This window comes from Fibrobacter sp. (assembly GCA_024398965.1).
Classification (GTDB): Bacteria; Fibrobacterota; Fibrobacteria; order Fibrobacterales; family Fibrobacteraceae; genus Fibrobacter.
Map to the genome: position 1 here is coordinate 28,080 of JAKSIF010000001.1, position 15,336 is coordinate 43,415.

Here is a 15,336-nt window from a genome sequence, read left to right on the forward strand (position 1 = left end):
ATGAAGCAGATTATTAAAGAGACAAAGCTTTCTAACGGCGTCGTGGTCATGACCGACTACATGCCTCACGCTTATTCCGTTACCGTTGGCGCATGGATTCCTCGCGGAAGCCGCCACGAAGCCAGGGGAGAATTTGGTCTCAGTCATTTTTACGAACATCTGGTTTTCAAGGGAACCGAGAACCGTACCGCTCTTGAGATCGCCCGTTCCATCGAAGACCGCGGCGGAAATCTGGAAGCCTACACCACCCGCCAGGAAACAGGTTTCTATGCCAATGTGGAAAGCGGTGATTTAGCCCTTGCCATAGACGTTATCGCCGACATGCTCATGAATCCGCTCTTCGAAAAGAAGGAGATGGAAAAGGAACGTAAGGTCATTATCGAGGAAGTCCACAGCTACGATGACATTCCCGAAGAAATCGTTGGCGACGTCTTTAATGCCATTCATTTTAAAGGTTGCGGCATCGCCCACTCCATTACCGGCACCGTCAAGGAAGTAAAGGAACTGACCCACAAGCAGATGCTCGCCTACCGCGACCAGGTCATTAACGAATTGCCGATTTACGTTTGTGCGGCGGGCAAGGTGAATCACGACGCCCTGGTAGAACTTTGTATGCAAAAGTTCGCCCGCAAAAAATCCGGCGGCATCGCCCCTGCAAACATCTACAAGTCAAACCAGAGCGTCAAGGTGGTGCAAAAGCAGGACATCACCCAGTCCAACCTTTTCTGGGGCATGAGTTTCGACAAGAATCTCATCGACGAAAGGGGCCGTTGCGCTTTAAGCATTTTTAACGTAGCCATGGGCGCGGGCATGGCCAGCAGACTTTTTCAGAAGATCCGTGAAGACAAGGGTCTAGCCTACTCTGTCTATTCTACCGCAGACATCTACCGCGACTGCATCGACTGGGGTGTGGCTTTAGCTACGGAGCCTCACCAGCTGAAGATGGCTCTGGACCTTTCTGTGAAGGAGACCAAGAACTTCCTGAAAAAGGGTTTCATGAAGGATGAACTGGAACGCACCAAGGCCAACATCCTGGGCGGAATGCATCTGGGCGCAGACAATCCCGAGAAGCGGGCCATCCGTATGGCGGAACACATCCTGCACTTGGGGCAGTTCTTTACCATGGACCATTCTGAAAAAATTATCCGCAGCTTAACAGCCGATGAAGTAACCTCGCTCGTGAACGACCTGTTTGCAAAGGCAAAGTTCTCCGCCGCCGTGGTAGAACCAAAGAGCAAGAAGAAAACGGAACTGTCCATCGACTTCTTTTAAAGACGGATGCACTTCGGCAAACTCCGCGGACTTTTTGGACAAGTTCAGCGGACTTTTTTGCAACGCTTTAAATAAAGCTCTGCTGGATAAGTGTTTGCATGGCGCCTAAGCTGCGAAATTACTGTAAAAATGCTTGTGAAACGAACCGACAGGGCAGGTTATAAGTTACATTTGTGCAGTAATAATACAGTAGGCCAACGGGCTTACAAATTACAACTTATTTGCTAAGCGCATGTTTACGTCTAGCAGAGCTATGAAAAAAATACTTTTATTGATTATTTTTTTCGGCTTTTTGCAAATGCTCTTTCATTGGAACAAATCAGAAATAATTTGATGAAAAATGTAATTTCTAGGGATTCTGTTGAAATGCGAATCCGGACTTCAGTTTCTTCACCTATGTTGAGTGGAAAGCAGAATGCCTATATTTATATGGTACGAAAGGGAAATTCTAAAATTTACAATTTTGATGGTGGAGATTCTTTTCGCAATATGGTGATTTCATTAATAGTCTTGAGAAAAGACTAGGCAATTCTTTATTGGCAACTTTTTAAATAGGTAAAAAATGAAAAAAATTAATTTCATACCTTTGTTACTTGCAGGCCTGGAATTAATGACCGCTTGCACAGACTCATCCTCCAGTTTCGATGCATCTGAAGTATGTCCAGAAAGCGGGCGTGGAACATTCCAAGATGTTCGAGATGGTCAAGTGTATAAATACATCACCATTGGCGATAGAGTGTGGATGGACCAAAACCTGAATTACCCAGCGGAAACTAGCACTTGCTATGATGAACAGCAAAGCAATTGCGATATCTATGGAAGGCTGTATTCTGTACAGTATATGAACACCAAGCAAAAAAACTATGGAACGTTTAATCCAGATATTATTGATTCCATTTGCCCCAATGGATGGCGCGTTCCCACCTTGGCTGAATGGAATGAAATCGTTGATCAAATGGATGGTCTCAAACATTTCAAAAATAGCGAATGTATGGAAGTTTCTTTATTTGGCGGAATGGCTTATGTTAAAGAAAACCCAAGTACAGGCGAACCCATAGGGTACATTTTTCACGATTTGGGAAGATATAGACAATGGATTACTTCAACATACGATTTGTATGGAAGTATGAAGTTGTTTGATGTTGATTTAACCAACAAAGAAGAAAAAAATACTATATCCACATCCAATGGTTACTATTCCCTTCGCTGTATAAAAAAAGAAGACTGGGAGCTATGAAATGAAAAGCTCTGCTGATCATTGGCATACACTGCAGAATTACTGTAATTATGCTTGTGAAACGTAACGGACCAGCAGTCTTTGTACAGTCAAAAGAAACCGCAGCCTTTAAACTACGATTTATTAGTTTTGTCTTCAGATTTTTTTGCTATGCGCGCGTTTATGCCTAACATAGCTTTAAATAAAAAATACCCCGCTCCGAGGAGTGGGGTAAATTTCTCGCGTTAGATGAAGCTAAGCGAATTTAGACTTGCGTCTAAATTATGCAGCCTTCACAGTTTCCACGACCTTGGCAAATGCAGAAGGATCTGCAACAGCCATATCAGCGAGAACCTTACGGTTCATCTTGATGTTAGCCTTGGAGAGCTTGTAAATGAACTGGCTATAGCTGATGCCGTATTCACGGACTGCAGCGTTGAGACGAGTGATCCACAGAGAGCGGAAGTCACCCTTCTTGTCGCGGCGGTGTGCGTAGGCATACTGACCAGCGTGAGCAACTGCGTCGATAGCAAGACGAATGTTGGACTTGCGACGACCGTAGAAGCCCTTAGCGGCCTTGAGGATATTTTTGCGGCGTTCGCGGGAAGGAACTCTGGATTTTGCGCGTGGCATTCTTACACTCCTTATGCTACTACAAGCAGACGCTTGACGTGATACATGTCGACCTTCTTAATGAGAGCGCCCTTACGCAGGTTACGCTTACGCTTAGTGGTCATCTTGGTTTGAATGTGGCGCATACCAGCGCGCTTGAACTTGACGTGGCCAGAGCCGGTCAGGCGGAAGCGCTTCTTGGAACCGCTATGAGTTTTCATCTTAGGCATTTTTACCTCGTTAGGTTATTAAGTTAAGCCTCACCTGCTGCCATGGGCTCGGTTACGGGCTTCGGTGCATCCTGCTGAGCAGCCTGGGGCTTCTTAGCGGTGCCTGCACCACGTTTAGGACCATAGATAGAAAGCATAGTATTGCCTTCGACTCTGGAGTCCATTTCAAGGTCGCCAAAGGCGGCCAAGTCTTCTTTTGCACGTTCCATAAGGCGCTTGCCATAGTCCATGTGGGCCATTTCACGACCGCGGAACTGCATAATAAGCTTTACCTTCATTCCATCCTGAAGGAACTCACCAGCCTGCTTGATGCGGTACTGGTAGTCGTTTTCAGCAGTCTTCGGGTGCATCTTGATTTCCTTAAGCTTCACCACGTGCTGCTTGGCCTTTGCGGCCTTAGCCTTCTTGATCTGTTCGAACTTGTACTTGCCGTAGTTGATGATCTTACATACGGGAGGCTTTGCGTTGGGAGACACTTCCACCAGGTCCAGTCCGGCGTCCTTAGCCATCTGGAGAGCCTTTGCAGTCTCGATAATGATGGCTTCGCCTTCATCCTTCACAAGACGGATAGGGCTGATACGAATATCTTCGTTGATACGGGTGCCGTCGCTCTGACGGTTGGGCATTTGACGGCCGCGGGGTGGTTGTAACGCCAAGTTAAGTTCCTCAGGATAAATTGTTTAATGTGACCCAAAGATAGCAAGTTTTAGAAAAAAGTCCAATATCTTTTCAAGGAACCCCTTTAAAAATAGACGTTTTTTTGTATAATTGGGGTACAATGCGGCGGTAGCTCAATGGTAGAGCTTTAGCCTTCCAAGCTAATGGTTGCCGGTTCGATCCCGGTCCGCCGCTTTTACAAAAAGGTTCCTTCCTTCCGGAAGGGACCTTTTTTGCACCCTCCCCCAACCCCCTCCTCAAAGGAGGGGGCTTTTCGCAGGCACACTCCCCCAACTACTCCCCAAAGGAGAGGCTTTTTGCAGGCACACTCCCCAATCCCTCCTCAAAGGAGGGGGCTTTTCGCTGTTTTGGGGCACTCTTTAATAATGGATGGGGTTTTTCTAAATTTGTGGGTGTAAAAATTCTGCCCCACGGAGGCACACATGTTTTTTGAACAGGCCATTGCAAACTGCGTTCCCAACTACACCCGCGAAGCGGATTCCGCCCACGGCGAATCCCTCGCCATGTTCGACTACAAGGACGAACTGAAGATCAAGAACCAGGCCATCAAGGAATTCTGGGAAGTGAACCGCCTTGCAGGCAACCCCCAGAACGTTATCGCAAGCCCCATGCCCCGCGGTTACCGCACCACCAGCAAGCGTCGTGTGGCCATGGTCCCGGGCAACCTGCAGTTCGACCGCCAGGATTCCATGCTGGAGCCCGAAGAACACAACAAGATCTACAACCTGCTGTTCGAGAAACTGATTACGCCGGCATACAAGCCCCTGGCCTACGCATTGAACTGGATCATCATCCGTGGCACCTACCGCTACCGCGTGGTCATCTTCAACATCAAGAAGATTGACGCCACCATCGTCCGCAAGCTGAAACAGATTTCCGAAGTTCTGCAGAAGAGCGAACTGAACGTGACCGCAGCCCACGCCTACGTAGACACCACGGAATCCGACTACTACCTGGAAGCCAAGCGTCCTACCGAAGGCCTCAACTTCAAGCAGCTTTACGGCCCCCGCGAAATGTCCTTGGACCTGGGTCACTTCCGTCTGAAGTATCCGGTAACGGGCTTCAGCCAGATCAACGAAAGCCAGATTCACAACCTGATCAAGGCCGCCAGCCGCATGATGAGCCTTTCCAAGGAAGACAAGTTCCTGGACCTGTACTGCGGTTACGGCCTGTTCAGCTTTGCGTTGGGCGAAGCTGCCAAGAGCGTACTTGGTGTGGAATGGGAAGGTCCGTCCATCGAAAGCGCAAAGGCCAGCGCCAAGTTCCTGAAAAAGAACTACCGATTCGTCGCAGGCAAGATCGACGAGGAGTTCGTACAGTTGCGTCTGCCCAAGCCGACTCCAGGCGAACCCGAAAAGATTCTGCTGGATCCGCCCCGCAAGGGCTGCGAACCGGGCGTCATCCATGCCCTTGCCATGCGCAAGCCGGTCCGTGTCTGCCACGTTTTCTGCGGCACCGACGAAATCCCCGCCGCCCTCAAGGAATGGGAACGCTATGGTTACCGTGTCCGTGAAGTGCAGCCTCTGGACTTGTTCCCCGGCACCCCGCATCTTGAAACCATCGTGATGCTGGAGAAGAAGTAGATCGTTAATTATGAGTTATGAATTACGAGGTACGAGATTTTTCCTATAAAGCTCCATCCAGCTTCTTAATTCATACTTTATAATTCATAGTTAGGTCCGCATGTCTACAGCGCCTCAATCACACATCTCCATCGCAGAATCCCGCCCCGCACTTTGGACCCGTCCCTTTGTGACCTGCGCCGCCGCGAACTTCCTGCTGTTCTTCAGTTTTTATCAGCTGCTGCCAGTGCTGCCGCTGTACATCTTTGAAAAATTTCAGACAGACAATGCCACCGCGGGCATCATCATCTCGCTGTACACCATCGGGGCCCTTTGCTGCAGACCCTTCGCCGGATTTTTGGTAGACACCCTCAGCAGAAAGCCTCTTTACTTCTGGACGTTTTTTGCATTCACCCTCTGCTTTATCGGCTACTGGGCATTAGGGTTTTTGCCCTTGCTTGCGGTTGTCCGCTTTATGCACGGAGTATTCTTCGGGATTTCTACAACGGCAAGCAATACGGTAGCCATCGACGCTCTTCCCAGCAGTCGCCGCGGCGAAGGCATTGGCTATTTTGGCATCAGCGTGAACCTGGCGTTTGCCACCGGCCCCATGACAGGCATGTTCCTCTACGAAGGCCTGGGAAGTAACGTGGTATTCGCCATCTCCATCGCGCTATGCGTCATTGGGCTTATCCTGGTGAAGACGCTGCCCGTAAAGCCCCGCCCGAAAGTTGCGCACCCGCCTCTTTCTCTGGATAGATTTTTCCTGACCAAGGCAATTCCCCAGTTTGCAAACTTCATCTTCGTCGGTTTCGCCTACGGCCCCGTCACCAACTACATCGCTCTCTATGCCAAAGAACTGGGCATCGGCGGAAGCGGTTGGTTCTACGCCCTAATTGCAGCAGGCCTTATCATAAACCGAGTTTCAACAGGGCGCCTAATTGACCGTGGTTGGCTTACTCGCCTGGTAGGTATCGGCATGACTTTAAATTGTTTCGCCTACTTGACTTTGACCTACTGCGGCGAACTGGGAACAATACTGCCCGGCGGTCCCGCGGTTCCATTCTTTGCTGCAGCCTTTATGATCGGCACAAGCTTGGGCTTAATCTTCCCGGGTTACCAGACCATGTGTGTAAACCTCGCAAGGCACGACCAGCGAGGCACTGCCAACAGCACTTATCTGAGCGGGTGGGACATCGGCATTGGCGCAGGAATTTTGGCGGGCGGATCCATGGCACAGCACTTCGGCATGCACCAGCAAGTCTTTTTAGCATGCGCCGCCGCACTTGTCATCGCTGATATTATGTATTTAAGCTATACTAGCAAGCATTATCACAAGAACAAACTGGAAGGGAACTAAAGCATGAAAAACAGCATTTTCAAGTCCGTATTGGCCCTAGGCTCCGCAGGCCTAATCTTCGCTTTGAACGCCTGCGAAAAACAAGAAATGACCAAACAGGAAAGCACAGATGTCGCCAAGACCGAAGCAAGCATTTCTACTGACGAAAATGCAAGCGCAGTCACCAAGACCATCACCCTGGCCGACGGCGCCTCCATCACCTGGATCCAGGACAACATGGGCGAAAAGCTGAACCCTCGCGACTTGTTCAGCGACGCCAGTGATTCCCTCTACAATTCCTTAAACTTGCCAAATGGCATTCCCGCTTCTGTCAGCACCTACCTGCTGAACGCCGACGGCGAATACGTTCTCTTTGACGCAGGTCTTGGCGCCTTCGGTGGACAGATGCTCGCCCATCTGAACGAACTGGGCGTTAACCCCGACGACGTCAAGAAGGTTTACCTGACCCACCTGCACGTGGACCACATCAATGGGCTCGTTAGCAAGACCGACGCAGGATTTGAAAAAGTTTTCAAGAACGCCGATGTGTACGTCGGTCAAGTGGAAAAGGACGCCTGGATGAATATGGAAAAGAATGACTTGCAAAAGGCAATCCTTGGAGTCTACAACGACAAGTTGAAACTCTTCGCCTTTGGCGATACCTTGCCGCATAATGTGATTGCCCTGGATGCCGTGGGCCACACTCCGGGCCACACTGTTTTCCAAAAGGGCGAAATGTTGGTAATTGGCGACTTGATGCACGGATACGCCCTCCAGATTGACCATCCGGAAATCAACTCCAACTACGATATGGACAAGGCAAAGTCCATCGAATCCCGCAAGAAGATTCTCGCCTACGCCAAGGAACACAACCTGACCATGGCCGGCATGCACCTGCCTCCTCCGGGATTCGTGAAGTAACACTTATTCACATGTTCCGTAAGCACCAAATTTTACGATAGAAAAGGTTCCCTTAGTGCCACCTTTTCCGTAGAATTGAAAGTAAACTCCGACAAGATTTTCTGCAGCCAACGCGGACGACACTTCAACTGGTCCCCAGCCGGCTTGTTTAAACACAGTCCAAGGCAAATTTGCCAGGACGAGTTTTTCTGATGCAGGTAATTTAAAATCCGGCAAGTCCCATCCAGATTCATCCGCAAAGGCGTTACGCATTCGAACTGTCATAGGCTGAGAGGATTGGTATACAACACAAACGCCAAGCCAATCGGTCGCATCGAAAACAGTGTCTGCAGAATAAATTCCCATTTGCACATAACCGCAGCCTTCGCAACCATCCCAGCCAGAGGCTATCGTATACGAACCGCACATTCCCTTGCAAGAGTCATATACATCATGCGTCAAAAGTGTCAAATCTTCATAAGACTCGCCATTCACATTTACTATAGAAATTTCGCCACCCTGATTCTTGTCAGTCTGGACATACCACTGTACGTCACGTTGTTGATAACTCCAGGCATCAAATCCTAAGCCTATTTTTCCAAGCAGAGGTTCATTAAAGTCAAATAAAAGAGCTTCAGGCGAACTTGGCGACTCATGAACCTTCTTCCAATCACCATTGATGCAATGATATCGAAGACCGAAATTCAAGCTCAGCGGATTTGAAACGAGTCCAGTATCATTTTCATTTTCCGTTCCACAATTACCAAGTCCATAATTCATCCACCAATAATTTTTCACATACTTTTCAAATGGCGGAACGAACTTATCGGCACTCCATTGTTCCACATTGGAACGAATACTAGCCAAATCAGCAGATTCCGACCAATCCGCAATATTTGCCTTTATAGAATCATCATCCCATGTTCCAGTGTTTGATATGGAGTGGGATATTCTCATCAGTAGCTCAGTCAGTTCCCCCTCGCTACGATTCCCCTGCAGCAAGACTGAAACCGCAAGAAGTACGGCAGCATCATTTCCTTTTTCAAAAATGTTTAGATCTTCAAAAAATCCACTTTCCGTTTTTATTTCAAAAATAGAAAGGATTTCATTCTCAACCTTTTCCTTCGCCTCTCTAAAATCAACTCCTTCAGAAAGAAGATCAAAAATTCTGTCATATTCCAAATGAGTCAAAATATTCAAATTAACATTATCACGCTGTTCTAAATCAGAAATCGCATAAAGAGTAATGGGGCCAGAAGATACAAGTCCAGAGACCTCGTTTCGATAATAGCCATTCGTTTCAAGCCATGCATAACGAGATTTCAACTGAACATTCTTAATACAGAATTCACCCAAATCACTTTCAATTTTTCCATTGAACAGCCGTCCGGTTTGAGTAAAATTCGACTCAAGTTCATACAATTTCACAGAAGAACCAACAACAAAAGGACCCTTCTGAGAGACTCCCGCTATGTTTTTATCAATAACGGCTACACCCTGATCTTCAGTAATTCCGCCAGCAGTCTTATCATCCTTCGAACAAGAGCACAGGAAAAACGAACACAGGAGAAAAAAGAAAAAAAGACAACTTTTCATGTTAAATTACAATTTCTTGGAAAGGGGAAATAACTGCAAATTAAGGCGATACACTCGTTCAACTTTAGATTTATCCTCAGAAACAATCGAAATAATCTTCTTGCGAAAATCTACAAGTTCCTCAACAATTTTAAGATATTGCTTTTCCGATATACCCATTGTAAGGCCTGAAATATTCCGTTCATCAGAAGGAATGTTCACTATAGCATCTTCCGCGAATTTCGCCATGTCTTGCTGCATTTTTGTTGCTGCAATCGGCATCATCTCACGATTTATCATTGATATGACTTTTTTTGTTTCTACATACGCTCCATTTTTCTTTTTCTGTAGCAAACCAATTCTTTCAAGAAACTGCAGAGTATGCTCTACATCTGCAACGGAAATTGCAGGGATGCACGCCTCGGCAATATCTGAAGTTTTCGCATTGGTCATAGCCGAGGCGATTTCGCGAATAACAGGATTTTTCCACGATTCGAAATAATTAAAAGCATCATCTTTCAGGTTAACTGACGAGAACTCCCGTATAAACGCAACAACCTGTTCGAAATATCTCTGACGAAGTCCCTCTGTTTTAGCATGAGCAAAATTTACAAGCAAGCTAAAATAGGGAATTTCATAGCCCTTCAACTCCATAACCACAACAATTTTGTCTACTGCGGAAGAATTCAGGTTATACTTGCCATCACATATCTGTTTTAAATAAACCGGATTTTTAAATCCTACTTTTTCAGAAAAAGAACGCCATGTAAAACCAGAACGTTCTTTTCGTTCCTTATAGAAATCCAGAATATATTTTCGGTAATCTAAATATTCTACAATAGGGCGCATAAATAAAATGTAAATAAAAAAGAAAAGGGGGGGAGTAAAAATCCACCCTTTCCCGTCCTATGTTAAATGTAAATTAATCACAAGTTCCATAGGCACCAACCTTGGAAATATTGAATTCACCAGTTTCGCCATTTGATCCGTAGAATTGGAAGGCTACGGAAGTTAACTTTTTCAGGATTTCTGATTTTGTGACCTGAACAGGACCATAATGGACGCCTCCATCAGGGAATACCGCCCAAGGAACATTCACTACCGTTTTTGTCTCGGAGGCAGGCAATCTATAGGTAGGACGGTCCCACGCCATCAAATCATTATAGGTGGATTCAAGATTAACATCAAAAGCTCTTGTTGATGTATATTCTACGCACACACCCAACCAACTTGTCGCATTCAAGGATTCCACACCATTCTTTGCTGCAACATCAAAGGCGATACCGACATAGGCACAACCAGCACCTTCATTTACATCGCCGCACCCATTGACACCGCCATCGCCAAATTTCATTGTGCCACATACGCCCTTACAATCAACAAATTCAGTAGACGGAATCAAAACATTTTCTGCGTAGATTTTTCCGTTAATTTTTCCTATGGAGTTGCCATCCTGTGCAACATCCGAGTAATAAGCAACATCCATGTCGGAACTCAGGTAATCCCAAGCATCAAAGCCAGAACCACGCTGACCTAGCAAGAAAGCGTTGTAATCATCAAGGGAAGTAACAGCATCTTTGCCGTCTTTACCATCTACGCCATCTTTGCCGTCCTTACCATTGACACCATTGGTTCCATCTTTACCGTTGACGCCATCTTTTCCGTCAATTCCGTCAACGCCGTCCTTACCGTCAACGCCATCCTTGCCATCAACACCGTTGACACCGTCTTTACCGTCTACACCATCCTTGCCATCAACACCGTTGACGCCGTCTTTACCGTCTACACCATCCTTGCCATCAACACCGTTGACACCGTCTTTACCATCTACACCATCCTTACCATCAACACCGTTGACACCGTCTTTACCATCTACACCATCCTTACCATTGACTAGAGTTCCTACGACTTCGCCGCCACAGGATACTACAATAGAGCCTTCTTCAGATACGGAGGCGGAGCAACTTGTTCCATCTTTTCCGTCTATACCGTCCTTACCGTCAGTACCGTTGACACCGTCCTTGCCATCAACGCCATCTTTTCCATCAACACCGTTGACGCCGTCCTTACCATCAATACCGGCAACGCCATCCTTGCCATCGGCACCAGCAACACCATCAGCGCCATCGCCAAGGCAACCACTCATCATAAAAGAGAGAGCTACCGCAGAAATTGTTGCACTCATAAGTTTTAAATTTTTCATAGGAACTCCTTTGTGATTATTTCGTTTTTCACGAAATTAATTCACAAAGAAAACTTTTACAATATAACGAGTCGTTTTTTCTATTTCAGCCTTCACCTTTTACACATAGCAATACAAGTCAAAAAGGAAAAGCAATACAAACTTACTTCAACTAAACTTTTTTCTACCTTTGCATACATGAAACCTTGGAAACTTCTGGACACCGAATATCTGGTAAACGCCCCCTGGCTTAAGGTTGCCAAGGAAAAGTGCGAACTGCCAAACGGAAAAGTCATTGATGATTTTTACACCTTGTGGCAGCCGGACTGGGTTCTGATTCTTGCCCGCACCGCAGAAGGCAAGTGGGTTATGACGGAACAATACCGTCACGGCACTGGAAAAATCGCCCTGGAATTTCCCGCAGGAATCATTGACAAGGACGAGACTCCGGAACAGGCTGCAGTGAGAGAACTGCAGGAAGAATGCGGATATAAATTAGACGAGAGATTATCTACCGAGTGTCATCCTGAGCGAAATGCCGCAGGCATGGAGTCGAAGGATCTAGCACCGGCCTATCTCGGAGCCTACCCTGTCAATCCGGATCGTCATCGCGGTAAGTTCCATGTGGTGTTCATTGACGGAGTAGTCCGCGCCGGCGAGACTAGTTTCGACGAAACCGAAGAAATCGAGTCTACCGAAATGACCGACGAAGAACTGCAGGCAAAGATGCTTGACGGTACCTTCAGTCACCCGCTGCAAATGGCGGGTTACTTCAAGTGGAAACTTAGCCAGAAGTGAGTAACGCGTTTGTAGAACAGCCCCGCCGCCCTATTCAAACTCCAATCCTCGTCTTGGGTTTGAACGGCGTTCCAGGTTACGCCCTCTTCAGGCATTTCAACAGGCTGTTTGGCGGAACCGACGAAAGCGATGGCACCAGCGGAACTATTCATCCGGCGAAGCGCCATCCCGATACACCCGCGCCCCTCATCGGCATACGCCCTATTAAACACCCCTGTGTTTTTGGCCAGGACGTTGTCGCCATCGACGCGGAAGACACTGCAGGCCTTACCCGACTTTTCGAGAAGCACAAGTTCAAGACGGTGATTGACGCCAGCGGAAACTGCGCGCTGAAAGCCTGCGAGTGCGATACGCCCAGAAGCTACCTGCTGAACTGTTCCCAAGGAGTAGACGCCGCCCAGCTGGCTGCAGACTACAACTGCGTCTTCGTGCGAATTTCAACGGACATGGTGTGGAGCGGCAGCGAAGAAACCGCCCACCTTCGCCCCTACAAGGACGATACGCCCAAGGACCCAATCCATAATTACGGCAAGCACCAGCTGGAAGCGGAAATGGAAATTCAGCGGATCAAGCCAGACGCAGTCATGTTGCGAGTGCCCCTACCTATGGATTACGCTCCCGGCGGATGCGCCGGCGCCATCGACTGGATCAGCTACCGTTTTAGACCAGGCCGCCCAGCAACGCTTTATACCGATGAATACCGCAGGCCCATTTACGGCGGCGATATGTGCCGCGTGGTCCAATACATTCTGGAGCATGAATTTCCCGCAGGCATCTACAACTGCGGCGGCCCACGACGCGTAACCCTCTATAACGCAGGCCAGCTGGTAAACGCCATCGGCGGCTACCCTCCAGAACTGCTCCACGGTTGCCCGCGAATTGAAGCCGGCCCCCTGCCCCCGCGAGTAGGCGACCTGGACATCGACAGCAGCAAGCTCTACAGCCTGCTTCCGCCAAACTTTATTCGTCCCTGGCCCTTTGACGACGCCATTGTCCCAACAAGCAGAGACTGGCACAAGTTTTTCGGACGCAACGAAACGGATAAACACAAGGTAGGCAGCGAAGAAGCCATCTACAGGCTTCTAGTTCTTGGGGAAACACTAACCCCTCATTCGTAAAAATTCCAGGAATTCATTGACTGGCAGGGGCTTCGAGAAGTAGAAACCCTGAATGTAGTCCACACCGGCTTCCACAAGAGCATCAAGTTCTTCCTTGGTTTCAATTCCCTCGGATACAACAGACAGGCCCATATCATGAGCCATCCTCACCACAGAATAAACCACGTTCTTAGCCTTGTCCGACTTAAAGAAAGCCTTTGTCAAATCATAGTCCATTTTCACAATGGAAACCGGCATGTCCACTATGTACATCAGGTTGGACTCACCCTTGCCAAAGTCATCCAAGGAAAAACAGCAACCTTTATCAATAAGTTTTTCCATATTGGACAAGAAAATTTCTTTCGTCTTAAGGGTTGCCGTTTCTGTAATTTCCAGATTAATGCACCTGGGATCAACCTTGTACTTATCCATCACCTTAGAAAGGCTTTCCGCCAAATTTTCCTGTTCGCACTGGAATACAGATAGATTTATTTCCACATACCCAATGCCAAGTTCCTGCATTTTTCCTGTAGCAATAAATTCACAGGTTTTCTCAAAGATGCGTTCACCAAGAGGCACTATGCTTCCTGTTTTTTCCGCTACAGGTATAAACAAACCTGGAGAAACCAGATGTCCCTTTGGCGTTCTAATACGCACCAATGCTTCTGCAGAAACAAAGCTCTCGGAACGAACTCCATAAATCGGTTGCAGGAAAACTTCCACGCGATCCTCCTTCAAAGCAAGGAGAATTTCATCTTGCATTTTATCCTGCATCAAAAAAGAATCCAGGACATCCGCAGAAACCTCATAATCCAAAGTTGCTCCGCGTTTTTTGAACCGTTCAAACAGATAATGGGCAAAAGGCACCACCTTCTGTGGAAAACCAACATCAAGAGCATTCGCGCAGCAGATAATCTGCGTTCTTTTTGAGTATTCTGAATCCTTTTTAAAAGAGATTTGAATCCACTTGACAACAGCTTCGTAAAGCTTTTCCTTTTCCGTTATGAGGAGAAACTCCGGGCCGATTAACTTAAAGAGATATATTTCCTTCTGCAGCACAGGACGGCGAAGAATCTGTTCTATAAGTATCTTCAAATTCGCCTTGTCCTGGTCAACGGAGAACAGGACCATATAGAATTTTTTCTGTCGTTCAAAAAGCTGGCCTAGATAAAGTTCTAGGGCATAGCCATTGAAACAGCCAAGTTCTCGTACAAAATTTCCGTCTTGATTTTCAAGCGTTGCGTAAAGAATAAGTACGCCAAGGGATGCAGCGAATCCGACCAATAAAAGTTCAGCATCAAGGAACTGGAAAACTGCGGACGCAAACCAAATACAAACCCAAATCATAAAGACAGTCAATCGCCGCGGCAAGATTTTCTTGCGTTGGAAAATTGCTACAGCAACAATAACTATAAAGTCAATGCCACAGAATAAGTAGGCAAGCAAGGCCCCAGGACCCTCAGTATAGGCAATACGTCCTTCGGAATGAATATACAGGGGTGCAAAAAAAATCACCAAGGATTCTACGGTCTTTAGCGCCATAATCATCCTTGCGTATCGACGGTGTTTACCTTCTCCAAGGACATCATAAAGCAGATACAGGAGCGCAGTGCAAACCTCAAACACAAGCAAAACGATATAGGTTTTGCAAACGCCAATTACCAATAAGCTTGGAAGAGATTCCTGATATTTGATGCAGACGATGGATGCGATGTCCATGCTCAGGAGGAACGTTGCGAACAAGAGCATGTTCTTAAACAGCTGGGCGCCATAAAGGTTCAACTGTTTCTTGGTCGAAAATAGCACCCAAAGCAATATGCAGATTACCAGTCCGCAAAATTGACATTCAACATTCATAACAAAACCACATCCAAG

General features: G+C 47.2%; 14 protein-coding genes and 1 tRNA gene. 8 read left to right on the forward strand and 7 right to left on the reverse strand.

The features are described from left to right. On the forward strand, positions 1-1,272 hold the full coding sequence (locus tag MJZ26_00130) for an insulinase family protein (protein MCQ2104173.1): 1,272 nt from the start codon (positions 1-3) through the stop codon (positions 1,270-1,272). A 562-nt stretch (positions 1,273-1,834) separates the two neighbouring features. Further along, entirely contained in the window at positions 1,835-2,509 is a 675-nt protein-coding gene (locus MJZ26_00135; protein ID MCQ2104174.1) for a hypothetical protein, read from the forward strand. 261 nt (positions 2,510-2,770) lie between these two features. Here the strand turns inward: MJZ26_00135 and rplT are convergent, their stop codons facing one another. The 3 genes from rplT to infC are packed head-to-tail and all read right to left on the reverse strand — an operon-like array spanning position 2,771 to position 3,956. Continuing rightward, on the reverse strand, positions 2,771-3,121 hold the full coding sequence (gene rplT / locus MJZ26_00140; protein ID MCQ2104175.1) for a 50S ribosomal protein L20: 351 nt from the start codon (positions 3,119-3,121) through the stop codon (positions 2,771-2,773). An 11-nt stretch (positions 3,122-3,132) separates the two neighbouring features. Beyond that, positions 3,133-3,330 (reverse strand): 50S ribosomal protein L35, encoded by a 198-nt coding sequence (rpmI, locus tag MJZ26_00145; GenBank protein ID MCQ2104176.1) that lies wholly within the window; start codon positions 3,328-3,330, stop codon positions 3,133-3,135. A 23-nt stretch (positions 3,331-3,353) separates the two neighbouring features. Next, positions 3,354-3,956, reverse strand: coding sequence for a translation initiation factor IF-3 (infC, locus tag MJZ26_00150; protein ID MCQ2104177.1), 603 nt, complete (start codon positions 3,954-3,956; stop codon positions 3,354-3,356). A gap of 154 nt (positions 3,957-4,110) precedes the next feature. On the opposite strand from infC, the gene MJZ26_00155 reads away from it, so the two are divergent. The 4 genes from MJZ26_00155 (at position 4,111) to MJZ26_00170 (ending at position 7,830) form a co-directional block, all read left to right on the forward strand. After that, positions 4,111-4,182: transfer RNA gene (locus tag MJZ26_00155), tRNA-Gly, on the forward strand. 248 nt (positions 4,183-4,430) lie between these two features. Beyond that, positions 4,431-5,591, forward strand: a complete 1,161-nt coding sequence (locus MJZ26_00160) for a class I SAM-dependent RNA methyltransferase (protein MCQ2104178.1) — start codon at positions 4,431-4,433, stop codon at positions 5,589-5,591. 100 nt (positions 5,592-5,691) lie between these two features. Then, on the forward strand, positions 5,692-6,930 hold the full coding sequence (locus MJZ26_00165; GenBank protein MCQ2104179.1) for an MFS transporter: 1,239 nt from the start codon (positions 5,692-5,694) through the stop codon (positions 6,928-6,930). A gap of 3 nt (positions 6,931-6,933) precedes the next feature. After that, positions 6,934-7,830: an MBL fold metallo-hydrolase gene (locus tag MJZ26_00170; protein MCQ2104180.1), complete on the forward strand. Its 897-nt coding sequence runs from the start codon at positions 6,934-6,936 to the stop codon at positions 7,828-7,830. Between the two features lie 3 nt (positions 7,831-7,833). On the opposite strand, the gene MJZ26_00175 is transcribed toward MJZ26_00170, so the two are convergent. From MJZ26_00175 to MJZ26_00185, 3 genes are all read right to left on the reverse strand, one after another. Beyond that, positions 7,834-9,405, reverse strand: a complete 1,572-nt coding sequence (locus MJZ26_00175; GenBank protein ID MCQ2104181.1) for a hypothetical protein — start codon at positions 9,403-9,405, stop codon at positions 7,834-7,836. A 6-nt stretch (positions 9,406-9,411) separates the two neighbouring features. Beyond that, on the reverse strand, positions 9,412-10,233 hold the full coding sequence (locus MJZ26_00180; GenBank protein ID MCQ2104182.1) for a TIGR02147 family protein: 822 nt from the start codon (positions 10,231-10,233) through the stop codon (positions 9,412-9,414). Positions 10,234-10,306: 73 nt separating this feature from the next. Further along, positions 10,307-11,587 carry a hypothetical protein gene (locus MJZ26_00185; protein MCQ2104183.1) on the reverse strand — a complete coding sequence of 427 codons (1,281 nt, stop codon included), beginning with the start codon at positions 11,585-11,587 and terminating at the stop codon, positions 10,307-10,309. Between the two features lie 177 nt (positions 11,588-11,764). Here MJZ26_00185 and MJZ26_00190 point away from each other — a divergent pair, with 177 nt between their 5' ends. Both MJZ26_00190 and MJZ26_00195 read left to right on the forward strand, forming a co-directional pair. Beyond that, on the forward strand, positions 11,765-12,364 hold the full coding sequence (locus tag MJZ26_00190) for an NUDIX hydrolase (GenBank protein MCQ2104184.1): 600 nt from the start codon (positions 11,765-11,767) through the stop codon (positions 12,362-12,364). Further along, complete coding sequence (locus tag MJZ26_00195) at positions 12,361-13,482, forward strand: sugar nucleotide-binding protein (GenBank protein MCQ2104185.1); 1,122 nt, start codon at positions 12,361-12,363, stop codon at positions 13,480-13,482. The genes MJZ26_00190 and MJZ26_00195 overlap by 4 nt, the downstream gene beginning before the upstream one ends. On the opposite strand, the gene MJZ26_00200 is transcribed toward MJZ26_00195, so the two are convergent. Next, positions 13,465-15,318, reverse strand: a complete 1,854-nt coding sequence (locus MJZ26_00200) for an EAL domain-containing protein (protein MCQ2104186.1) — start codon at positions 15,316-15,318, stop codon at positions 13,465-13,467. The genes MJZ26_00195 and MJZ26_00200 overlap by 18 nt on opposite strands. Between the last annotated feature and the right edge of the window lie 18 nt (positions 15,319-15,336).

Bases quoted from the DNA above. Each gene is read 5' to 3' on its own strand.
- MJZ26_00130 (MCQ2104173.1), top strand. From the start codon at position 1: ATGAAGCAGATTATTAAAGAGACAAAGCTTTCTAACGGCGTCGTGGTC.
- MJZ26_00135 (MCQ2104174.1), top strand. From the start codon at position 1,835: ATGAAAAAAATTAATTTCATACCTTTGTTACTTGCAGGCCTGGAATTA.
- rplT (MCQ2104175.1), bottom strand. From the start codon at position 3,121: ATGCCACGCGCAAAATCCAGAGTTCCTTCCCGCGAACGCCGCAAAAAT.
- rpmI (MCQ2104176.1), bottom strand. From the start codon at position 3,330: ATGCCTAAGATGAAAACTCATAGCGGTTCCAAGAAGCGCTTCCGCCTG.
- infC (MCQ2104177.1), bottom strand. From the start codon at position 3,956: ATGCCCAACCGTCAGAGCGACGGCACCCGTATCAACGAAGATATTCGT.
- MJZ26_00160 (MCQ2104178.1), top strand. From the start codon at position 4,431: ATGTTTTTTGAACAGGCCATTGCAAACTGCGTTCCCAACTACACCCGC.
- MJZ26_00165 (MCQ2104179.1), top strand. From the start codon at position 5,692: ATGTCTACAGCGCCTCAATCACACATCTCCATCGCAGAATCCCGCCCC.
- MJZ26_00170 (MCQ2104180.1), top strand. From the start codon at position 6,934: ATGAAAAACAGCATTTTCAAGTCCGTATTGGCCCTAGGCTCCGCAGGC.
- MJZ26_00175 (MCQ2104181.1), bottom strand. From the start codon at position 9,405: ATGAAAAGTTGTCTTTTTTTCTTTTTTCTCCTGTGTTCGTTTTTCCTG.
- MJZ26_00180 (MCQ2104182.1), bottom strand. From the start codon at position 10,233: ATGCGCCCTATTGTAGAATATTTAGATTACCGAAAATATATTCTGGAT.
- MJZ26_00185 (MCQ2104183.1), bottom strand. From the start codon at position 11,587: ATGAAAAATTTAAAACTTATGAGTGCAACAATTTCTGCGGTAGCTCTC.
- MJZ26_00190 (MCQ2104184.1), top strand. From the start codon at position 11,765: ATGAAACCTTGGAAACTTCTGGACACCGAATATCTGGTAAACGCCCCC.
- MJZ26_00200 (MCQ2104186.1), bottom strand. From the start codon at position 15,318: ATGAATGTTGAATGTCAATTTTGCGGACTGGTAATCTGCATATTGCTT.